The following is a 20360-nucleotide window of genomic DNA, read 5'->3' as shown; positions in this document are numbered from 1 at the left end:
TATTTAGGAGGAAGAAAGAATGAAAAATTTTGGTGGCGGTATGCCTAATATGCAACAACTTATGAAACAAGCACAAAAAATGCAAAAACAAATGGAAGAAGCACAAGCTGCTCTTGAAACCAAAGAACTTACTGCAACAGCAGGTGGTGGTATGGTAGAAGTTGTGATTACTGGTAAAAAAGAAATCAAATCTATAAAAATTAACCCAGATGTAGTAGATCCAGATGATGTAGAAACATTAGAAGACTTAGTACTTGTTGCAGTAAATGAAGCTGTTCGTCAGGCAGATGAACTTAGTCAAAAAGAAATGGGCAAACTTACAGGAGGTTTACCAACTGGAGGATTATTCTAGTGGCTGGCTATTATGGAGATAAGATGGTAGCTCTTATAGAAGAGTTATCAAGATTGCCGGGAATAGGAAGTAAATCTGCTCAACGTTTGGCTTTTCATATTATTAGTATGCCTGTAGAAAAAGTTGAACATTTAGCAAATACTTTAGTAGCTGCTAAAAAGCATATTAACTATTGTGAGAAATGCTGTACGATTACAGATGATAAGCTTTGTCCTATTTGTAAGGATTCTAATAGGGCTAATGGTCAAATTATGGTGGTAGAAGACCCGAGAGATATGGCAGCTTATGAAAAAACGAAGGAATTTAAAGGACTGTATCATATACTACATGGTGCTATTTCGCCTATGATGGGAGTAGGTCCTAGTGATATCAAGATTAAAGAGCTTTTAGAGCGTATCCAAAAGGAAGCCATCGAAGAAGTGATTATTGCCACTAATCCTAATATTGAGGGCGAGGCAACAGCTATGTATATTAGTAAGTTATTAAAGCCCCTTGGTATAAAAATTACCCGTATAGCTCATGGTGTACCAGTAGGTGGAGATTTGGAGTATGTAGATGAAATTACACTTACCAGAGCGTTAGAAGGTAGACGTGAAATGTAGTGAAAAGAGATTATTAAGGAGAAAACTTAATAATCTCTTTTTGCATTTAATTAACTAAATAAATAAGGTGTTTTTAAGTTAGAATATTTTAATAAAATGTATTTTTCATTTTATATTACTTTTCTGTATGTTATACTATAAAAAATAGTGTAAGGAGTGGTCTGATGCAAATTAAGAAAAAATTACCTTTAATAATGATAAGTTTAATTTGTGTGCCGCTACTTATTTTAGCTGTTGTTATCTATCTATATTCGGCTAATAATCTGATTAGGAGAAGTGAAAATAATATTAAACAATTAGCTACTTCTGAAGGAAGAGCTTTAGAGGCATTAATAAAAGCTAAAGAGTACCGTGTACAAGTATTAGCCACAGATGAGCGTATTATAGATGCATTAAATGAAAAAGAAAGTAACGCTACTAGGATGAGTAGCTTGAAGGTAGAGAAGGCTAAAGAACTTTTGAAACAAGTATGTACAAATGAAGATATATATGAGGCTTTTTTGATTGATAAAGAGGGAAACATCTTTATTGATAGTAATGAGCAATCGGAACAGATTACTTTAAAAGATCAGGAGATGTACGAAAACGTATTAGAAGGCGAAACTGTTTTTTCGGACATTTTATTTTCTAATACGGAAAGTGGTAAGGTTATTAATATCACTGTACCGGTAAAAAATGAATACGATGAAGTTATCGGAGCAGTGTGCCAAGTTATATTTAATAATTGGTTTAGTGATTTTAGTAAGAATATTAAAATTGAACAAACAGGCTATGCTTACATATTGGATGAAAAGCTAAATTTTATTGCTCACCCGGATATTATTAAAGAAGGGGAGGCTTTAGTGAGTGATGGGATGAGGCAGATGATTAAAGAGGCTTATGATAAAGAAGAAAATCATGGTGCAGGTGTTTATACATATAAAGGACAAGAAAAATATGGTTCTTTTTATATTGTAGGAGATATAGATTGGATTATCTGTGTTGTTCAAAACGTAAAAGAGATAGAAAAACAAGCAGTAATAGAATTTTTACTCATTATTATGAGTATTATTGTACTTGTTATTATCGTAAGTATAGCAAGTATGCAGATTTCTAAGAAGATTACAAGGCCAATAGATCAACTCACTACAATAATAAGTCATGCGTCAGATGGTGATTTTGGTCAGATTTGTTCTTATGCAGGCAATGATGAAATTGGTGTTCTTTCGAAGCATTATAATCAAATGCTAAAAAGTCTAGGAGAAAGTCATAGTGATTTGAATCATGTATGTGAAGAATTATCTGCCACTCAAGCCGAATTGAAAAATAACATTGAGGAATTAACAAGGAGTAAAGAAGCGCTTCTGATTAGCGAGAAACGATATAAAACGACCCTAAATGCCATTGAAGAAGTGATTTGGGAGTATAATGTTAAAACCAAGACTTTTTTTGCTACAGAGAAGTGGGAAGAATTAGTGGGGTATAGTAGTAATAACATTAAAATTTTTAATGTTATTAAGAATACGTTAGAGCCTCATCATATAGAAGTATTTATGTTAGTGCTGAAAGGGTGTATAGAAGGAAGGACCGATAGTTTTAGTCAAGAACTTTATATGAAGAATGAACATAGGTGGCTATTATGTAAAGGACATGTTGTTCGAAGTGAAAATGGCAAATTAGATAAGTTGATTGGTATATTAACGGATATTACAGATAATAAGGCTAATGAGGAGCGTGTTAGAAAATTAGCATTTTTTGATGTTTTAACAGGATGCTTAAATAAGCAGACCTTTATGGAGAGTTTAGAGACGTGGCTCTCACCTGGTGAAGCTATTAAAGATGCAGCTCTCTTATTTATAGATCTTGATGATTTCAAGAAAATTAATGACACATTAGGCCATGAGATGGGAGACAAACTGCTAAATTACGTAGCGAAAGTACTTAGACATATTATTCCACAAGATTCTTTCATAAGTCGTTTTGGAGGAGATGAGTTCGTTATCTTTAAAACCAGTGTTTCTGACTTAGGTGAAATTCAGGAAATGGTATATTCTATTCTTAATATATTTCAAGATCCAATTCGTATTGATGGAAAAGATATTCACATTACATGTAGTATCGGTATTGCTTTGTATCCGTTAGATGGGACAAGCGGGGATATACTTCTTAAAAATGCAGATACAGCCATGTATAAAGCGAAAGATAATGGTAAAAACAGCTATAGCTTCTATGCTCCAGATATGTCAAAGTCATTGGATAGAAAGCTTTTAGTAGAAGGTGCTCTTAGAGAAGCGATAGGAAAGAATACGCTTTATTTACAATACCAGCCTATAATAGAGCTTAAGACTGGAAAAACAGTGGCGGCAGAAGCCTTATTAAGGTTAAAGGATGATGAGTTAGGTTTTATATCACCAGGTGAGTTTATTCCTGTTGCAGAAGAAACGGGACTTATTATTCCCACAGGTGATTGGGTTATAGAAAATGCTTTAAGAGAATTAAGTTATTATAGATTAGTTGGATATGAAAGCTTAAGTATAACCATTAATGTATCTTCATTACAAATGAAGGATAGAAATTTTATTGATAAACTTAAGTTGATGGTACAAAATGCTAAAATTCCACCTGAATTTATTAAGTTAGAAGTGACAGAATCTGTTTTTATGGAAAATGTGGAAAAAAGTATAAACTTATTCCGTGAGATTAAGAAGATGGGAATTAAATTAGCGCTAGATGACTTTGGAACAGGCTATTCGTCCCTTAATTATTTGCGTAGCATTCCACTAGATATTTTAAAGATTGATAAATCGTTTATAGATGAAATCACAACAAGCAGAGTTTTATCTGAAATAGTTGATAGTATTATTGGAATGGCACACACACTTGATATTCTCGTAGTAGCAGAAGGAGTAGAAAGTGAAGAGCAGTTATCTATTTTAAAAGAAAAAGGTTGTGATTTTATACAAGGCTATTTCTTTAGTAAACCACTGATGCCAAATCAATTAGAGGAAAGGTTACAGGAGGAGAAGTATGCCTGATAGATGAGGGTATTTAGGCTAGACAACAGCTAATAACTTTTGTAGACTAGAAGAATAATATTTAGCAAGAAAAGTTGGAGGAAATAAAAATGAAAATTGAATGCACAAAAGAAGAATTCAAGGTGCTTTTAGATATGGTATATGCTGGGAATATTCTTATTAACAGTATGAGAAGTCAAGAAGAAAAAATTGAGGAATATGCCAATATGGAACAATTCTTTTTATCTAAGGCTAAAGAATATGGATTAGAAAATATTGCAGAGTACGATGAAGAGTACAGCGAATATATACCAACTCGTGAATATGAAGATGAAGATTTTAATGGATATATAGACGAATATGAAACACGTGTATTTTGGGAAGAACTTATTATGAGACTTGCACGTCGTGATGCACTTAATTATGCAGGGGATGTAGATCAAGATATCACTAAAGCTGCTTTAAAAGAAATGCAACTTAAGTTAGAAGATAAATATGAAGAAGAGATAGAGGCTAATGGCATCATGAATTTAAAAGTAATAACATGGAATGAAAATAATGCTAATTCATAAAGTTGGCAAGGTATTAATTAAGCTTAGCGTACTTGATATAATATATTCTTTTCAGTAAATCAAAATAGGTTATAGGAGGGCTGATGCATAGGTAATGCAACAGCCTTTTTTGTAAAATGATTAAAGGTGGGGAAACGTATGTTGAAGATGAAAGGTATAAAAAAGAATTATGGTAAGAAGCAAGTCTTAAAGGGAGTAGATTTAAAGATAGAAGAAGGCGAGTGTTTGGGCATTATAGGACCTAATGGTTCAGGGAAATCTACTTTATTATCTATTATGGTAGGTGCACTCAAACCAACTAATGGAGAAAGATCTATTCAAGGGAAAATTGGCTATGTACCACAAGATAATGCATTAATGGAAGAATTAACAGTAAAAGATAATTTGGAGTTTTGGGCTGCAGCTCACAATAAGCATATAAATGAAATCTTGCATACAGCTTATTTTAAAGAAGTATTAGGTCTAGAAGATATGTTAAAAGAAAAGGTAAAGCATTTATCAGGTGGAATGAAGAAACGTGTAAATATAGGAATTGCACTAATAGATGATCCTCAGTATATCGTTTTAGATGAACCTTGTAGTGCTTTAGACATAATTTATAAAAATGAGGTAATTGATTACTTATTGGAGCTTAAACAAAAAGGAAAAACGATTATTTACACCAGTCACTCTGGAGATGAGATAGAACGACTTTGTGACAGAGTTTGTATTTTAAAAGAGGGGACCATTATTAAAGAAGCTAAGTTAGCTGAATTAAGAACAGAGAATAAAGAGTGTAGTACTTTCGATGAAATGGTATATAGGTTACTAGCATGAGACAGTTAAGGATTAGTATAAAAACAGACCTTAAGGTATTAGCAGTACACTATAAAAAGTTATTGTTTTTTGCTATGCAAATGTCTATTTTATGTTTAGCAATTGGCATGGCAGGAAGTCAGATACTTTATGCTAATAAAAATGTGCAGCCCTTTACATTGGCTATTGTAGATTTAGAAGCTTCTAAGTGGACGGATATGATTATTGATACAGTTAATCAAATGGAGACTGTCACAAAGCTGTGCGATATTGAAGTGTTACCTAAAGAAGAAGCTAAAGAGAAGTTATCACGAGGCCAAGTAACCGCCATTATTACTATTCCAGAGCATTTTGTAGAGGATATTATGAATGGGGTGAATACACCCCTCACGATTGAGAAAAAAGATGGTACTTTATTAGAAAGCATAGTAGCAGATGAATTGATTTCAGCAGCAGCTAAACTCCTATCTGCAGCTCAAGTAGGTATTTATACAACTTTAGATGCTTATGAAACTTTTGGCACAGATGATGGTATTAGCTTTGAAAAATTAATGCAAGAAATTAATATTATTTTTGCTAAAGAAATGTTAGGACGTCATCAGTTGTTTGAAGAACAAGAAGTAGTAGCTACCAAAAATATGGCACCGTTAGAACACTATATTTTATCAGGCTTTATAGCTATGATGCTTTTAAGTTTAATACTAATTATGGAGGTTATAGAGCCTCTTAATAAGAAGGAAAACTTAATGAGATATAGTGTGGTTCGATTAAACCCCGAAAAATTAATAGTGAGTAAAGTAATTAGCTTAAGCTTATTTAACTTAGTAGCTGGCGGCATTATTCTGGGGAGTGTAGCTGTGCTATCGAGGATGATTGGTTTAGAAATCGATTGGCATTTTTCAATTCAAGGATTATTTGGCATTATATTAGGAGCTATTAGTTTGGCAAGTGTAAGTGTGATAATAGGTATGGTGCTCAAAGGAAAAGAAGCTTATAGCTTATTTATATTTGTCATTGTAGCGGTTATGACATTTTTATCTGGAGGGATTATTCCAGCAGCCTATTTGCCAGAAGCAATTAATGAAATGGGGAGATTTACGTATAATGATTATGCGTTAGAACTGTTAAAGCCTTTAGTAGGTGTTGCATGTGAGCCAATAGCATATATAAAAGTAGTCATAATGATTGCGGCATGCTTAATGGTAGGTATTGGTATGCTTAGAAGAAGAGGGGTGAGAGGATGAGATTTTACTGTGTGGCCCTTAGACTAAAATTAAAAGAACTTTTAAGAGATAAAGCATATATGGTAGTACTCATCATTTTACCTATTTTAATGAGTTTGATTGTGAGTTATGGTAAAGCATACATAGATGAAGGAAGCCTAAAAGCAGGTCTTTGGAGTGATAGTATCTTAGGAAATCGTATTTCGGATATTTTACTGGAAGACAAGGGGATTAACTTTATAAAGTATGATACAGTGGAGATTTTAGAAAAAGCTGTAGCTACTAATGAAGTTGAATGTGGATTTGTTATTAAGCCTATTATTGATGAACAAAAGGAGAATATGAGTTTTGAAAAGGCAATAACAGTCATTACTTCTCCGGCTACTATGGCTCAAGGACCCCTTCAAGAAGTAGTAACAGCGACGATATATCGTCTTGTGGCAGAAGATATTGCATACATGACATTAAAAGGTAAATCTTATATGCAAGTAGAGATAGATTTAAAAAATTGGATTCATCAGCAGGTGGAAGATTATTATGCCGATGGCGAGTTAATGCAAATTGTTTTTGTTCAAGGAGACTCGAAGGTCATTGGTGCAACTGTGCAAAAAAGAGAAGGTATATTAAGGATAGCGAAAGGGTTGATGGCGATATTTTTAATGATGAGTAGTTTGCTCATGGGAGTTAGATTAATTGAAGACAGAAGAGGGAAAATTTATAGCCGCTTTTGCACTATAGGAAAAGGTAAGTTGAATCCTGATTTACCGCTTGTTGGTGCGCATATTTCATTACAAACGATAGTAGGAATCCTAGCACTTATTATTATTAAACTAAGTGGAAAAGAAATCATTTATTTAGATTTAGGAGAAGAAGTAGGGTTATTAATAGCTTATATTCTATGCTTGGCCGCCTTAGTGTTATTGGTGAGTGAGCTTGTTTCTAGTAGTGAATTGTGGTTTTCGATGATTCCCATTTGTATTATTGCAGCTATTTTATTTTGTCCCATTGTAGTAGATATGAGTAGTATGCAAACATGGTTTAAATATTTGTCTTACTTGATGGTGCCTTATTATTATTTAGGAGGTACAACATATCTACTAGGTTTAGTAAGTGCGACTATAGTATGTACATTGATTTACTATGTAGTTACAAGATTAAAGATTTTGCGCTCTAGTGACGACATACTATATAAGTAGCACAAAGGTGAGGTGGATATATGATCCAAGGAATAAAGGAATTAGGTTATAGCACTTATACCCCAATTGGTATGCAGGGGGTAGTTGAGAATAATGAAAAATCATCAGAGCCTAAACGTTTTAATCTTCAAGAAGTGATAGAGCAGATTAAAAGCTATACTTATACAGAAGAAGATACAAAGCAAGTAGATAATGAACTTTTAAGTCAACTAAAGAATCAATTTGATTTAAGAGAAGAAGATATTTATGAACTACATAAAAGAGGATTTAATTTAGAATCTTTATTAATTGATGATTCAAAGGCTTATAGAGGACTGGAAAATAGTCATATGTCCAAGGAAGAAAGTGAAGATACGAAGAAACAGGAAAGCGAATCTAAAAAGGTAAGTGATAAAATCAGTGTTATTCAACAAGCTAACGATTCAATGTACTTAAATACTTTAATAAGTAAAGAACCTATCACTATTAATAATTTATATACCAATAATTTTAAAGGAAATTTAAAGAAAGTAAGCACAAATTTTAGTAAATCAGATATAGCTAGTGTGCTCCAAATGAACGGACTTCCTAATAACGAAGGAAATACTTGGGCAGCTAAGGCGCTAATGAGTTGTGGGATGGATGTTAGTAAGCAAGATGTATTAAAGCTTCAAAATATGAAAGCAGCAGTAGCTGCCTTGGAACCTCAGGCGGAAGCTTCTGGAGATCGTGAGTTACTCCAGGACAATGCAGTGCAATATGAGCCTTATCAGATAGATCGTATTACAGATGATTTAGGCATGGTTACAGATGAGCATATCGAAAAGCTTATTGAAGAGGGTAAAGACGTTAATATTACTAATTTAAGAGAAAGTATTTATAAAAACACAGAAGCCATATTAAAGGAGCAGCAAGCAGCAAGACCATCAGCTGTAGAAGTACAAAATGTTAAGTCAGCAGAAGCTGAATCAGTATTGTCAGATGGAACGATGCAGAATCAAGAAGTCATTAATATGGACCAAGCAGTGACTGAAATTAAAGATCAAATTAATCAAATTAGAGCAAAGCTTACTTTAGAGGCAGCTCAGAAAATAAGTGAAAAGTTACCGTTAGAAAGTGCAGAACTGAGTGTTGTTGCAAAAGAGCTTCAGCAGTTACAAGAACAAAAAGTGATTGCTGCACTTAACCAAGTAGGCCTAGAAGTAAACGAAGCTAATATAACAGCAACTACGGAAGTTTTAGATACTGTTATAGACATGAAACGTTATCCTATGGAGACGATTCATATCGAATTAAACAGTCAAGAAACAGCTGTTTTAGCAGAGGTAAAAAGTGCTTTAAATGCTTATAGTGAAAATGAAACACCAGTAGAAAAAAGGTTTGGAGAAACTATTAAGAAAGTAGAAGGCCAAATTGAAAGCCTTTTAGAAGGGCAAAATATAGAGGTAACAGCTGAAACAATTCAGGCTGCAAAAGCACTTATTACAAATGGAATGGAAGTAAGTTCTGAGAATATAACCTCAGTGTTAAGTATTGTTACTAAACTTACTACCTTTCTAGAAGACATGACACCTATCCAAGCAGCAGCTTTTATTAAAGAAGGAATGAATCCTTATTATGCATCAGTAGATACTTTGTTAACATGGATGAGTAAGGAAAAGTTAGAAGGTCTAAAGGTAAGTACAGCAGAAACAATTGTAGCATTACAAGAACAAAAGCAAATAAATAGTGAACAAAAGGAAGTAATGATTGGATTATATCGTATTTTACAAGGTGTAACAAAGCATAAAGAAGAAGTGATAGGATACTTGTTTAAAAATGATTTACCGCTTACTATAGAAAAATTACAAGAGGCTACCCGCTACATACAAGACAAGAATCATATTGAAGTAAATATCGATGATGATTTTGGGGAGTTAGAGAATTTACAATATAATAAACAATCAGCCAAGAATTTAATCAATGAGCAGAGTGAACAAACGAGTAAAGCAGCTCAGCTTATTAAGCAATTAGAAGAAATGGAACTACCTGTGTCAGAAGGTAATATCAATAAACTAAGTAAGATGAGCGCATTATTATATCCCTATATTAAAGAGCAATTTAAAAAAGAAGTGGGAAGTTTTGAAGGATTATCAACCTTGCCAAAGAGTTTTCTAGATAAATTAGAAGCTGTACAAAATGTAGAACCAGAGGTTATTGAAAAGATGATAGAACAAAAAGTTCCTTTAACCTTATCTAATATTTATTGGATGGACAAAATAACTCATGAACCTACGGTGTATGGAGATTTACTGAATGAAGCAGGTATGTTAAAAGACGAATTACCAGAGCATTTAGATGAGATAGAAGATGAACTTTTGAAATTAGAAGAAACGGCAAAGAAAGAACAAGAAGTAGCCACTTTGTCAGGCGACCTACTTAAGTATAAGCAGTATAAGCAATTAGAGGAAGCAAGTCATTTGCAACGACAATTAATAGATAAAGAAGGATTATATCAGATTCCGTTTGTGATCAATGGAGAGCAAAGATTAGTTAATCTTTATGTTCATAAGGATGCACATCACTCTGTAGAATCAGGGCAACATACCAAAGCTATTATTAGCTATCAAACAAAAAATCTTGGGATGGTCAAAGCATACATAGAAATAAAAGATGATCATCTAGGTTATAAAGTAGAGGGAGAAACTGAAAGTGTTACCAATAAACTAGAAGCTCATGGTGAAACATTAATGAATCTCTTAACACAAATTGGATATAACGTAGAATATACGGCTTATGCTACGGAAGTAGAGCCTGATAAGATGAGTGCAATACCTTTAAAAAGAGGTGATAGCAACTTTGAGGAAATGATATAGGGGAGGATGCTATGCAGCAGTCTAACATAAGTAAGAATAAGGAAAAGCAGGCTAAGGAAACTAGAAAAAAAGACGATATATTAGATGTAGTAAAGCAATTTATCAGCTATTTTGAAGAGACAGATAGGAGCGAAAATAATGATTACAGTATCTACCATAGCTAATGCTTCAAGGGGAGAATTACTTTGTATTACCTATGAAATACTGCTAGAAAATATAAAAGCAGCAGAGGGAAATACAGGGGAAGAACGAGAAAAGAAATTAAAAAAATCTATTGAGATTATACAAATGCTAGTTGGAGACCTTAATTTTGAATTCGACCTATCAAAAGAATTATTTAGAATTTATGTTTATGTACAAGGTTTATTAGTAAATGCAAAAACTGCGGAACCTATAGAAGAAGCATATAAGATTATAAGTAAGATTTATGAGGGTTTTAAGCAAGCGACACAAGAAGAAAAGCTATCCTCTCCATGTATAGATAATGCAGAAGTCGTGTATGCAGGGCTTACCTACGGTCCTAATGATTTAAATGAGTTAAGTATGAAACAGCCCAACAGGGGATTTAAAGCATAATTACATAAAAGGATGTGGAAAAATGAAAATTAATACCAATATGTCAGCTATTAGAACTTTAACAAGTTTATCAAAAGCTAATAACACAACAGCTAAAGTGATGGAACGTTTATCTTCAGGATTACGAATTAATAGTTCTGCTGACGATGCAGCAGGAATGGCAATCTCTAAAAAATTGAGTACACAAGTAAAAGGATTAGAGCAAGCTAATCGTAATGCGATGGATGGTATCTCAATGATTCAAACAGCTGAAGGAACGTTGAATGAAGTGCATAGTATGCTTCAAAGAATGAAAGAGCTTACTGTACAAGCTTCAAATGGAACTTATAGTGCGGAAGATAAAGAGTCAGCTATCAATGAGATTAATCAGTTAATAGAAGAAATGGAATCTATGCAACAACGTTCACAATTTAATAAGATGAACCTTTTGGATGGAAGTTATGATAAGTTTTCATTACATATAGGAGCAAATAAAGACCAATGTATGGATATTAATGGAGATGGTATTAATTTAGCCAATGTATTAGTCAATTTAACGGGTGTTAGCATGGATAGAGTACAAAGTGGGTTAACTTCACCGGGAGCATTTAATATTCCAGCGGGCAGTGAAGTAAGTATAGATGGACAAGTGGTAGATTTTTCTTCAGGAGATATAAAATTAAAAGCTGGTAGTGTCGTAAGTATTAAACTAAAAGAAGATGTAAACTTTGATATTACCCAGGATGGAACAACAGAGGCTGTTACAGTAAAAGCAGGAGAAAAGTTAATATTTAAAGTTGGTAATGATGTAGCAGGACAACAAATAAGCGCGGCTTCATTACCTATTGGTGATGATACAACCATGACTACTATCAAAAGTGGTAGTTTAGGAAAGGTAAGTCAAAGCTTTTTAACATTTGATAATACCAGTAATCCGGTAGCAAGAATAGACGCAGCCATAACGGAAACATCTTTAATGAGAGGTAGATTAGGCGCATATCAAAATAGGTTAGAGCATACTACAGCAAATCTTCAGGTGAGCGAAGAGAATATGACATCGTCGTTATCACGTATACAAGATGCGGATATGGCAGAGGAAATGGCTTACTACACACAATATAATGTTATTTCTCAAGCAGCGACAGCTATGTTAGCACAAGCTAATCAACGACCACAACAAGTATTACAACTTCTTAACTCATAAAAATAAAAACCAGATTACACTTTAAAGTAATCTGGTTTTTATTTTTATGAGTGTGTATAAGGCTATAGGCGTTAGGTCATACTTAAATAAAGGAGGTGCCTAATGAATAAGGATAATAACAATAAAAAAGTGCAACATGAAGAAAATAAGGCTATAGAAAAGGAAATTTGTGATGTGCAAAAAGAATTAGCAGCAACTTTAGAAGGATTTGAAAATGTAGTAGATCCAGATCTGGTAGATTATTATAGCTATTCCTATAAGGCCACAGAAGCCAAATATACTTACCTAATAAAAAAATTAAAAACGTTATACCGTAAATAGTCTAAATTAATAAAATAGGCATATTAATAAAATATACAAGCTTAGAAGCATACATGGAGGAAGTCAATGAATGGGGATTTAGTGATTTTTATATGTATAGGAATATGTATTGCTATTTTAGTATGGATACTATTTGGAAAACAGATTTTTAATTTTATTATTAATGGAGTGGCAGGTTTTATCATTATTTATTGTATTAATGGATTATTACCGACTTATGCTATAGGTATTAATCTGTTAACTATGGGCGTTGCAAGTCTACTTGGAATTCCAGGGATTATTACAATGTATATTATATCAATGGTGATATAGGTGTGTTGATGATTTGTGGATAAGTTTAATAAATATGGTGATAACACATGTAGAAAAATAATCTGAAAAGATGTTAATAATGTGGATAATATATTTTTTTAACTATAGAAGCTTGTAAATATAAGGAATAAAATATTGACAGTTATTCACAGATGTGTTAATATAAATGTGGATATAGGTGTGGAAAAAAATATATCCAGTTGATTTGACGTAAGTATAACATATCAATCCCTTTATGCTCTATAGGTGACTATAGAGTTCTTTTTTTGCAAAATATAATTGAATTAAATAAAACATATTTCCAGATATAGGTATAAAAGCTATAGCATGTGTATACACTATAACAACGAATGATAACGATTATACCTATGGAGGAGTATATGCATTTATTAGAACGTATTGAAGAATATGTACAAGATATTAAAAAAAACTCTTATATCTATGATATCCAAAAAGCAGGAATTGAGATTTTTTGTAAATACATTACTAATAGTGGTTTAGATATACGAGAAGAAGATTTAGATAGGCAGATGCTCGATAAGTTATTGCTCTATTGGTTACCTCGTAACAAAAAGTATTTGAGTGATGTAGAAGCTTATCAGATTATTTATACGATACATGATATATATTATTATATAAAGAAAAGAAATAAACAAGAGGAGGTAGAGACTCCTACTATTTTGGAAAGCTATGGACAAGAATATATGAGAGTATATAAGGCCAAAAATATGCTTTTGAAAATGACTAAAGACCCAGTTGTCTCGGTTAATCCTATTATTATTGCATTAGACAAATACAAAGAAAAGAAGAAAAAAAATAATTATACAGACATTGCTACTACGTATGAACAAGCCGTTTTTGAAGTTCAAGAATGCAAAGAAGGGGGACAAGTTATTTTAAATAAATTGGGACAAAGTAAACCATATAAACTGCTACTAGAGTATCCTACTTATAAATATTTACGAGTAGGAGATATACTACATGCTGTTATTAAACGTAAATTATTTTATGTTTATTGGGAGGTAGAAGAATTAAAATTTTATTATCTACCACAAGCACAGGAATTTCTAGTATTATGATGAACTACCTTTGGAGAATAATATAAACCATATAATTTTATTGAAATCTCTATATTAATATGCGTATAATAAAAACATATCAAGGGATATTTCTAAGGTTCATAAGGAGCTGGAAGCTTTATTATGGGCCTTAAAATAAGCTGTTTATACAAAAGAAAGGAAGTGCACTATGAAAATCACCTTATTACTTGCCCAGTGTACCCCAGAACCATTAATATATAGCTTAAACATCATACTGAAAGTTTTAAAGGAGTTAGATGTTGAAGTACATAAGATAGAGCTTAATAAATTACCCTACTTTGATGGGAAGAAAAACAAAGAAATAGAAAAGGTAATGCAGACTATTGCTGAGAGTAAAGGTGTTATTGCGATGACTATGGTTCCTATGCTAAGTATGCATGGTGCAATGCAAAGTTTTTTTGATTCGGCTACATTATATGAAGATTACCATTTTAATAAACCACTATTGGCTGTTACCTATAGTGGATGGTTAGGTGAACAAGAAGCTGCGAATTTGATGCTAAGGTGTTGGAATATTCTGGGAGGCACAGATGGTGGAAAATTATTTTTTAATAAACAGACGGATATGACTCAGATGCAAGAGCGATTAGAACGAGAGGTAGAAGATTTTTATCGTTTAGTTAAACAGGAACGTATGAATGTTATATCGAGTGAGCGCTTCATTTTTTATGGGATGAAGAAAGGAAATTTAAGTCATCTTATTCAAGAAGAACCGTCGGTAACAACTGAAATAGAGAAAGAAAAACCAGTAGAAATAAGAAGCTTTGCAGATTTAATACGAGAAGAAGCTAATAAGAAACAGGTGAGCACAGAGATTGATACTGATGTGGAAAAAAGAGATGAGTCAGAGCACATTATTAATTTATCTACAAAAGAGCAGACTATAAAAGAAATAGCTAATTTACTTCAAAGAGAAGTAGATGAAGAGGGATTTAAGGAATTTAGCACAGGTGTTTATACGAGACCTCCTCAATTTTTAGGGGCCAATGCTAATAGTAAACGCTTACAACAGATTCCACACTATTTCATAGCGCAATTTGATAAAGAATTAGATTTAATATTAAGATACCATATAACAGACATAGAGGAAGAAGGCTATATTATTATTAAGGATGGGGACTGTTGGTTTAAAGAGGAAATAGACGGAAGTCCTACTGTTGAAATGATTTTAAGTGAGGAAGTGCTTCAGTCAATTTTGACTAAGAAGATTACTTATCAAAAAGCTTTTATGCTAGGGAAGTTAAAGGTAAAAGGCAATTTTGCTATTTTACCAAAACTAGATCAGGTGTTTAAGACTTTATAATCCTATGGGAAAGAGGTATATGTGATGAAAGAAGATTGTATTTTTTGTAAGATTATAAAAGGAGATATTCCATCCTTTACAATTTATGAGGATAAGTTGTTTAAAGTGATTTTGGATCGTTTTCCAGCAGCACCGGGACATGCACTCATTATACCTAAGGAGCATTATAAAGATATATTTGAGTTGCCAGAAGAAGTAGCTCAGGCACTTTATCCTTTAGCTAAAGAGATGGCTACTAGAATCAAGCTAGCTGTGGATGCAGAAGGTATGAATATCGTTCAAAACAATGGTGAGGTAGCAGGACAAAGTGTATATCACTTCCATCTACATCTAGTGCCTAGGAAGGCAGGGGATGGTATTACTTTAAACAAGAGTGCTAATAGTGCAACAACTTTAGAAGAATTAGAAGCAGTTTTAAAATGCATTCAAGCAGTTAAATAACTAAGTGGCTTAGTTTGAGGATGCCAATAAATAATGTTAATGTGAGCTTGAGTTAAAATAAGCAAAAAGGAGGGAATCCACTATGTAATGGATTCCCTCCTTTTTATGCTTCATTTTGAAAATAGACATTGTACCAAGTTAAAAACATAAATACAGTCCAAATTTTACGGCTATTATCAGCTTTACCAGCTCTATGGCCTTCTAATAAGGCCGCTAATTCGTTGGTGTTAAAGTACTTATTTGCTACTTCAGAAGTAAAGGCTTCTTTTACAATATGATAATATTTATCTTCTTTAAGCCATACGCGAATAGGAACAGGGAAACCAAGTTTCTTTTTATTAGCAACAGCTGGTGGTAAATTACGTTTAGCTGCTAAGCGCATAGCATATTTGGTGTTTTCTTTATTGACACGATATTTAACAGGTACTTTAGAAGCAACTTCAAATACTTTGCGATCTAAGAATGGTACACGCACCTCTAAAGAGTGAGCCATACTCATTTTATCAGCTTTAAGGAGAATATCTCCTGCAAGCCACATATGCATGTCCACATATTGCATTTTTGTAATATCATCTTTATCTTTTACTTTATCATAGATAGGCTTAACCATTTCAAATGGATTAATAGCAGATGTTTTTACTTTAAGAAGTTTTTTACGTTCTTCTTCTGAGAACATATAAGCATTTCCAAGGAAGCGTTCTTCAATATCCTTGCTTGCACGAATCAAGAAGTTTTTACCTTTGAAGTTAAAAGGTAAGGCTTTGGCGATACTTGCAAAACATTTACGGAGACCTTTTGGTAACTTGCGATAGCTTGCAGAATCAAGAGGTTCTTTATAGATATTGTATCCACCGAAAAATTCATCTGCACCTTCTCCAGAAAGAACACCTTTAACCGTTTGGCTAGCTAATTGACATACAAAGTATAAAGCAACAGCAGCAGGGTCAGCTAAAGGTTCATCCATGAAGTATTGAACTTTAGGAAGTACATCCCAATATTCTTCTGGTGTAATAACCTTATTCGTATTAGGAATGTGAATTTCCTTAGAAAGCTCTTCAGCATAACTGATTTCATTATACTTTTCATTAGCAAAACCAACTGTAAAAGTATGATCTCCGCCAAAGCAACTAGCTACATAACTAGAATCTACGCCACTAGATAAGAAAGATCCTACTTCTACATCACTAATTTTATGAGCTTCGATAGACTCTTTCATTTGAGCATCAATGGCATCAACATAGTTTTCTAAAGTACCATCAGTTTCATTAAAAATAGGTTCCCAATAACGTGTTGTTGTCATTTCACCATTTTTAATAACGAAATAGTGAGCTGGTGGTAATTTGAAAATACCTTTGAAGAAGGTTTCTGGAAGTGCTGAGTATTGGAAAGTCAAATAGGTTTCCAAAGCTTCTTCATTAAGCTCTTTTTTTACGCTAGGGTGTTGTAATATTGCTTTGATTTCAGAAGCATAAATAAAGCCATCTTCAGTTTGAGTATAATAAAAAGGTTTAATACCGAAGAAATCTCTTGCACCAAAAAGTGTATTTTCTTCTCTATCCCAAATAACGAAGGCAAACATACCTCGAAGGTGAGATAAAAGGCTTGTACCATATTCTTCATAACCATGAACTAAAACTTCAGAGTCAGTATTAGTTTTAAAAACATGTCCTTTTTCAATAAGCTTTTCTCTAATGTCTTTATAGTTATAAATCTCACCATTAAATGTAAGAACAAAACGTTCGTTTTCATTATAAAGAGGTTGAGCACCTGCTTCTAAGTCTAGAAAACTCAGCCGTCTAAATCCCATATTAATATGCGCATCACTAAACTTTCCAGAGCTATCTGGACCACGATGGGCAATGCTATCCATCATATTTGTGAGTACTAATTCTTTGTTTTCAATATTTGTATCTACAAAGCCGCAAAAACCACACATATGTAAGGGCTCCTTTCCTTTTTGTACACATAAGACTTTAACATATCTGCTATGTAAAAGCAATGCTACCCTTATTTTCTCTTATAAAGTATTGCCGAATTATCAAATAATAAACCATAAATAAAAGGGATAATTATTGACTTCATAAATAATCAAAAGTATTATTAAAATAATAGGAAAATAAATAAAAGGTACCCGCTAGAAAACAGAGGCACCCTAAAAATGAAAGAAGGCTCATAAGCAACATATATAGTATAGTAAGCACTGATGATTACTAGATAGGAAGATGTTCTTGTGAGCTAAGTTTTTTGTGGTTAGCCAAGCAAACTGGAGGAGGTACTAAGACTACCTTTTATGATTAAAGGTAAGGGATGGAAGAAGGAGATAGAACAATGAACCTAAGAGAACAAGCTTTAGAGATGCATGAGAAATGGCAAGGGAAGTTGGAAGTTACTTCTAAGGCTAAAGTAGATAGTAGAGAGGCACTATCTATATGTTATACACCAGGTGTAGCAGAACCATGTAAAGAGATTGCAGCAGATAAAGAAAATGTTTATAAATATACAATGAAAGGTAATACCGTTGCTGTTATATCGGATGGAACAGCAGTACTTGGTTTAGGTGATATTGGACCTGAGGCAGCAATGCCAGTTATGGAAGGAAAAGCGGTGCTTTTTAAGGAATTTGCAGGAATCAATGCAATTCCTATTTGTATTGATACAAAAGATACTAAAGAAATTATTCAATTTGTAAAACAAATCGCACCTACCTTCGGTGGTATTAACCTTGAAGATATTTCAGCACCAAGATGCTTTGAAATAGAAGAAGCCCTTAAGAAAGAATTAGATATTCCGGTATTTCATGATGATCAACATGGTACAGCTATTGTTGTATTAGCAGGGATTATCAATGGACTTAAGGTGGCAGGTAAAGAAAAGGAAGAAGTTAAAGTAGTTGTTAATGGTGCAGGTTCAGCTGGGATTGCTATTACTAAACTTCTTTTACATTATGGTTTTAAAGATGTTACAGTAGTAGATAGAATGGGCATACTAGAAATAAAAGAAGACTGGATGAACTGGGCACAAACTGAGCTTGCAAAAGTAACGAATCCAAGAGGATTAAGAGGCGACTTGAAAGTAGCTCTTGAAGGTGCAGATGTATTTGTAGGCGTTTCAGCGCCTGGGATTGTTTCTGAGGAAATGATTAAAAGTATGAATCATGATGCAGTTGTATTTGCTATGGCTAATCCAGTACCAGAGATTATGCCAGATTTAGCAAAAGCAGCAGGTGCTAGAGTAGTAGGTACAGGGCGTTCAGATTTTCCAAACCAAGTTAACAATGTACTTGTATTCCCAGGGATTTTTAAAGGTGCACTTATGGCAAGAGCTGGGCAAATTACAGAAGATATGAAAATTGCAGCAGCCGTAGCTATTGCAGGTATGGTAAGTGACGGAGAATTAAATGAAGAAAATATTTTACCACAGCCATTTACACCAGGTGTAGCAGATGCTGTAGCAAAAGCTGTTATAGAAATGGCAAGTAAATAAAGGAGGACTAAAAGTTGAAAACAATTGTACTTACAGGTGGGGGCACAGCAGGTCATGTGACACCAAATTTAGCATTAATACCAAGTCTTAAAAAAGCCGGATGGGATATTAAATATATCGGGAGTCATCAAGGCATTGAAAAAGACTTAGTCACAAAAGCTAATATACCTTATTACGGCATAGCCTCAGGTAAGTTACGACGCTATTTATCAGTAGAAAACTTAAAAGATCCTTTTAAAGTAATAAAAGGCTATTTTGATGCTTGCAAGTTGTTAAAGGAAATTAAACCTCAGGTGGTATTTTCAAAAGGTGGTTATGTAACAGTGCCAGTGGTACTAGCTGCGCACAAACTTAAAATTCCGGTTATCATTCATGAATCTGATATGACACCAGGACTTGCAAATAAAATTGCTATTAAGAAAGCTAAAACAATTTGTGTTAACTTTGAAGAAACATTAAAATATGTTGGAGATAAAGGTGTTTACACAGGTTCACCTATTAGAGAAGAATTATTTAAAGGTGATAAAAAGATTGCTAGAGAGCTTTGTGGTTTTAAAGATGATAAGCCAACCTTATTAATGATGGGGGGTAGCTTAGGGGCGAGAAAGATTAACGAAGTACTAAGAGAAGCTTTACCTGACATAGTAACTAAGTTCAATGTAATTCATATTTGTGGTAAGAATAATCTAGATGAAAGCCTCTTAAATAAACAAGGTTATAAACAGTTTGAATATGTAGGAGAGGAATTAGCACATTTATTAAAGGCAGCGGACTTTATGCTTTCAAGAGCTGGTGCTAATGCAATAGCAGAAATTATTGCACTTAATATTCCAAGTCTTCTTGTCCCACTTTCAGCAGCAGCAAGTAGAGGTGATCAAATCCTCAATGCAGAGGCAATGAAGAAAAAAGGCTATTGTGAGGTACTATTTGAAGAAGAACTTAATAGAGAAAGTTTATGTAAGATGCTTAATGAAGTATATGAACACCGTCATAATTATATAAATAGGATGAGAGAGGCAACGAAGCTTAGTGGCATACAAAAGATTATGTTAGAAATACAAAAATATCAATAGA

Annotated in this window: 19 protein-coding genes; 18 read left to right on the top strand and 1 reads right to left on the bottom strand. The window is 33.3% G+C overall.

What is annotated here, in order from left to right; translation table 11 throughout:
- The first annotated feature begins 19 nt into the window (after positions 1-19).
- The 16 genes from QTL86_RS12550 (at position 20) to QTL86_RS12475 (ending at position 15803) form a co-directional block, all read left to right on the top strand.
- Positions 20-352 carry a YbaB/EbfC family nucleoid-associated protein gene (locus QTL86_RS12550; RefSeq protein ID WP_013656062.1) on the top strand — a complete coding sequence of 111 codons (333 nt, stop codon included), beginning with the start codon at positions 20-22 and terminating at the stop codon, positions 350-352.
- 23 nt (positions 353-375) lie between these two features.
- Complete coding sequence (recR, locus tag QTL86_RS12545) at positions 376-954, top strand: recombination mediator RecR (protein WP_041713446.1); 579 nt, start codon at positions 376-378, stop codon at positions 952-954.
- Between the two features lie 164 nt (positions 955-1118).
- On the top strand, positions 1119-3968 hold the full coding sequence (locus tag QTL86_RS12540) for an EAL domain-containing protein (protein ID WP_127065879.1): 2850 nt from the start codon (positions 1119-1121) through the stop codon (positions 3966-3968).
- Between the two features lie 89 nt (positions 3969-4057).
- Entirely contained in the window at positions 4058-4519 is a 462-nt protein-coding gene (locus QTL86_RS12535; RefSeq protein ID WP_127065880.1) for a hypothetical protein, read from the top strand.
- A 138-nt stretch (positions 4520-4657) separates the two neighbouring features.
- Positions 4658-5335 carry an ABC transporter ATP-binding protein gene (locus QTL86_RS12530; RefSeq protein WP_127065881.1) on the top strand — a complete coding sequence of 226 codons (678 nt, stop codon included), beginning with the start codon at positions 4658-4660 and terminating at the stop codon, positions 5333-5335.
- Entirely contained in the window at positions 5332-6558 is a 1227-nt protein-coding gene (locus tag QTL86_RS12525; protein ID WP_410494990.1) for an ABC transporter permease, read from the top strand. Before QTL86_RS12530 ends, QTL86_RS12525 begins: the two co-directional genes overlap by 4 nt.
- On the top strand, positions 6555-7733 hold the full coding sequence (locus QTL86_RS12520) for an ABC transporter permease (protein WP_410494989.1): 1179 nt from the start codon (positions 6555-6557) through the stop codon (positions 7731-7733). The genes QTL86_RS12525 and QTL86_RS12520 overlap by 4 nt, the downstream gene beginning before the upstream one ends.
- Positions 7734-7753: 20 nt before the next feature.
- Positions 7754-10567, top strand: coding sequence for a DUF6240 domain-containing protein (locus QTL86_RS12515; protein ID WP_127065884.1), 2814 nt, complete (start codon positions 7754-7756; stop codon positions 10565-10567).
- An 11-nt stretch (positions 10568-10578) separates the two neighbouring features.
- The gene (locus QTL86_RS12510; RefSeq protein ID WP_190283538.1) at positions 10579-10731 is read left to right on the top strand and encodes a hypothetical protein; all 153 of its coding nucleotides are present in this window, start codon (positions 10579-10581) and stop codon (positions 10729-10731) included.
- Positions 10706-11143: a flagellar protein FliS gene (locus QTL86_RS12505; RefSeq protein ID WP_127065885.1), complete on the top strand. Its 438-nt coding sequence runs from the start codon at positions 10706-10708 to the stop codon at positions 11141-11143. The genes QTL86_RS12510 and QTL86_RS12505 overlap by 26 nt, the downstream gene beginning before the upstream one ends.
- A gap of 22 nt (positions 11144-11165) precedes the next feature.
- On the top strand, positions 11166-12326 hold the full coding sequence (locus tag QTL86_RS12500) for a flagellin (protein ID WP_410494988.1): 1161 nt from the start codon (positions 11166-11168) through the stop codon (positions 12324-12326).
- A 102-nt stretch (positions 12327-12428) separates the two neighbouring features.
- Positions 12429-12647, top strand: coding sequence for a DUF2508 family protein (locus tag QTL86_RS12495; RefSeq protein ID WP_127065886.1), 219 nt, complete (start codon positions 12429-12431; stop codon positions 12645-12647).
- A 66-nt stretch (positions 12648-12713) separates the two neighbouring features.
- On the top strand, positions 12714-12959 hold the full coding sequence (locus QTL86_RS12490) for a pro-sigmaK processing inhibitor BofA family protein (protein ID WP_127065887.1): 246 nt from the start codon (positions 12714-12716) through the stop codon (positions 12957-12959).
- Positions 12960-13339: 380 nt separating this feature from the next.
- Positions 13340-14038, top strand: coding sequence for a hypothetical protein (locus QTL86_RS12485; RefSeq protein ID WP_127065888.1), 699 nt, complete (start codon positions 13340-13342; stop codon positions 14036-14038).
- Positions 14039-14207: 169 nt separating this feature from the next.
- Positions 14208-15362 (top strand): SCP2 sterol-binding domain-containing protein, encoded by a 1155-nt coding sequence (locus tag QTL86_RS12480; RefSeq protein ID WP_127065889.1) that lies wholly within the window; start codon positions 14208-14210, stop codon positions 15360-15362.
- Positions 15363-15386: 24 nt separating this feature from the next.
- Positions 15387-15803 (top strand): HIT family protein, encoded by a 417-nt coding sequence (locus QTL86_RS12475; RefSeq protein ID WP_013656077.1) that lies wholly within the window; start codon positions 15387-15389, stop codon positions 15801-15803.
- Positions 15804-15906: 103 nt separating this feature from the next.
- On the opposite strand, the gene asnB is transcribed toward QTL86_RS12475, so the two are convergent.
- On the bottom strand, positions 15907-17739 hold the full coding sequence (gene asnB, locus QTL86_RS12470) for an asparagine synthase (glutamine-hydrolyzing) (protein ID WP_013656078.1): 1833 nt from the start codon (positions 17737-17739) through the stop codon (positions 15907-15909).
- Between the two features lie 392 nt (positions 17740-18131).
- Between asnB and QTL86_RS12465 the strand changes: the two genes are divergently transcribed.
- On the top strand, positions 18132-19286 hold the full coding sequence (locus QTL86_RS12465; RefSeq protein ID WP_013656079.1) for an NADP-dependent malic enzyme: 1155 nt from the start codon (positions 18132-18134) through the stop codon (positions 19284-19286).
- A 14-nt stretch (positions 19287-19300) separates the two neighbouring features.
- Positions 19301-20359 carry an undecaprenyldiphospho-muramoylpentapeptide beta-N-acetylglucosaminyltransferase gene (locus QTL86_RS12460; protein ID WP_410494987.1) on the top strand — a complete coding sequence of 353 codons (1059 nt, stop codon included), beginning with the start codon at positions 19301-19303 and terminating at the stop codon, positions 20357-20359.
- Position 20360 lies beyond the last annotated feature (1 nt).

It is taken from the genome of Cellulosilyticum sp. ST5 (assembly GCF_046529625.1).
Classification (GTDB): Bacteria; Bacillota; Clostridia; order Lachnospirales; family Cellulosilyticaceae; genus Cellulosilyticum; species Cellulosilyticum lentocellum.
Note: the sequence above shows the minus strand (reverse complement) of the source record. Positions and strands in the feature narration are given on the sequence as shown.

Excerpts from the sequence above, each read along its gene's own strand:
- QTL86_RS12525 (WP_410494990.1), top strand. The coding sequence starts at position 5,332 with ATGAGACAGTTAAGGATTAGTATAAAAACAGACCTTAAGGTATTAGCA.
- asnB (WP_013656078.1), bottom strand. The coding sequence starts at position 17,739 with ATGTGTGGTTTTTGCGGCTTTGTAGATACAAATATTGAAAACAAAGAA.
- recR (WP_041713446.1), top strand. The coding sequence starts at position 376 with ATGGTAGCTCTTATAGAAGAGTTATCAAGATTGCCGGGAATAGGAAGT.
- QTL86_RS12490 (WP_127065887.1), top strand. The coding sequence starts at position 12,714 with ATGAATGGGGATTTAGTGATTTTTATATGTATAGGAATATGTATTGCT.
- QTL86_RS12535 (WP_127065880.1), top strand. The coding sequence starts at position 4,058 with ATGAAAATTGAATGCACAAAAGAAGAATTCAAGGTGCTTTTAGATATG.
- QTL86_RS12475 (WP_013656077.1), top strand. The coding sequence starts at position 15,387 with ATGAAAGAAGATTGTATTTTTTGTAAGATTATAAAAGGAGATATTCCA.
- QTL86_RS12515 (WP_127065884.1), top strand. The coding sequence starts at position 7,754 with ATGATCCAAGGAATAAAGGAATTAGGTTATAGCACTTATACCCCAATT.
- QTL86_RS12550 (WP_013656062.1), top strand. The coding sequence starts at position 20 with ATGAAAAATTTTGGTGGCGGTATGCCTAATATGCAACAACTTATGAAA.
- QTL86_RS12500 (WP_410494988.1), top strand. The coding sequence starts at position 11,166 with ATGAAAATTAATACCAATATGTCAGCTATTAGAACTTTAACAAGTTTA.
- QTL86_RS12465 (WP_013656079.1), top strand. The coding sequence starts at position 18,132 with ATGAACCTAAGAGAACAAGCTTTAGAGATGCATGAGAAATGGCAAGGG.
- QTL86_RS12480 (WP_127065889.1), top strand. The coding sequence starts at position 14,208 with ATGAAAATCACCTTATTACTTGCCCAGTGTACCCCAGAACCATTAATA.
- QTL86_RS12530 (WP_127065881.1), top strand. The coding sequence starts at position 4,658 with ATGTTGAAGATGAAAGGTATAAAAAAGAATTATGGTAAGAAGCAAGTC.
- QTL86_RS12510 (WP_190283538.1), top strand. The coding sequence starts at position 10,579 with ATGCAGCAGTCTAACATAAGTAAGAATAAGGAAAAGCAGGCTAAGGAA.
- QTL86_RS12505 (WP_127065885.1), top strand. The coding sequence starts at position 10,706 with ATGATTACAGTATCTACCATAGCTAATGCTTCAAGGGGAGAATTACTT.
- QTL86_RS12485 (WP_127065888.1), top strand. The coding sequence starts at position 13,340 with ATGCATTTATTAGAACGTATTGAAGAATATGTACAAGATATTAAAAAA.
- QTL86_RS12540 (WP_127065879.1), top strand. The coding sequence starts at position 1,119 with ATGCAAATTAAGAAAAAATTACCTTTAATAATGATAAGTTTAATTTGT.
- QTL86_RS12520 (WP_410494989.1), top strand. The coding sequence starts at position 6,555 with ATGAGATTTTACTGTGTGGCCCTTAGACTAAAATTAAAAGAACTTTTA.
- QTL86_RS12495 (WP_127065886.1), top strand. The coding sequence starts at position 12,429 with ATGAATAAGGATAATAACAATAAAAAAGTGCAACATGAAGAAAATAAG.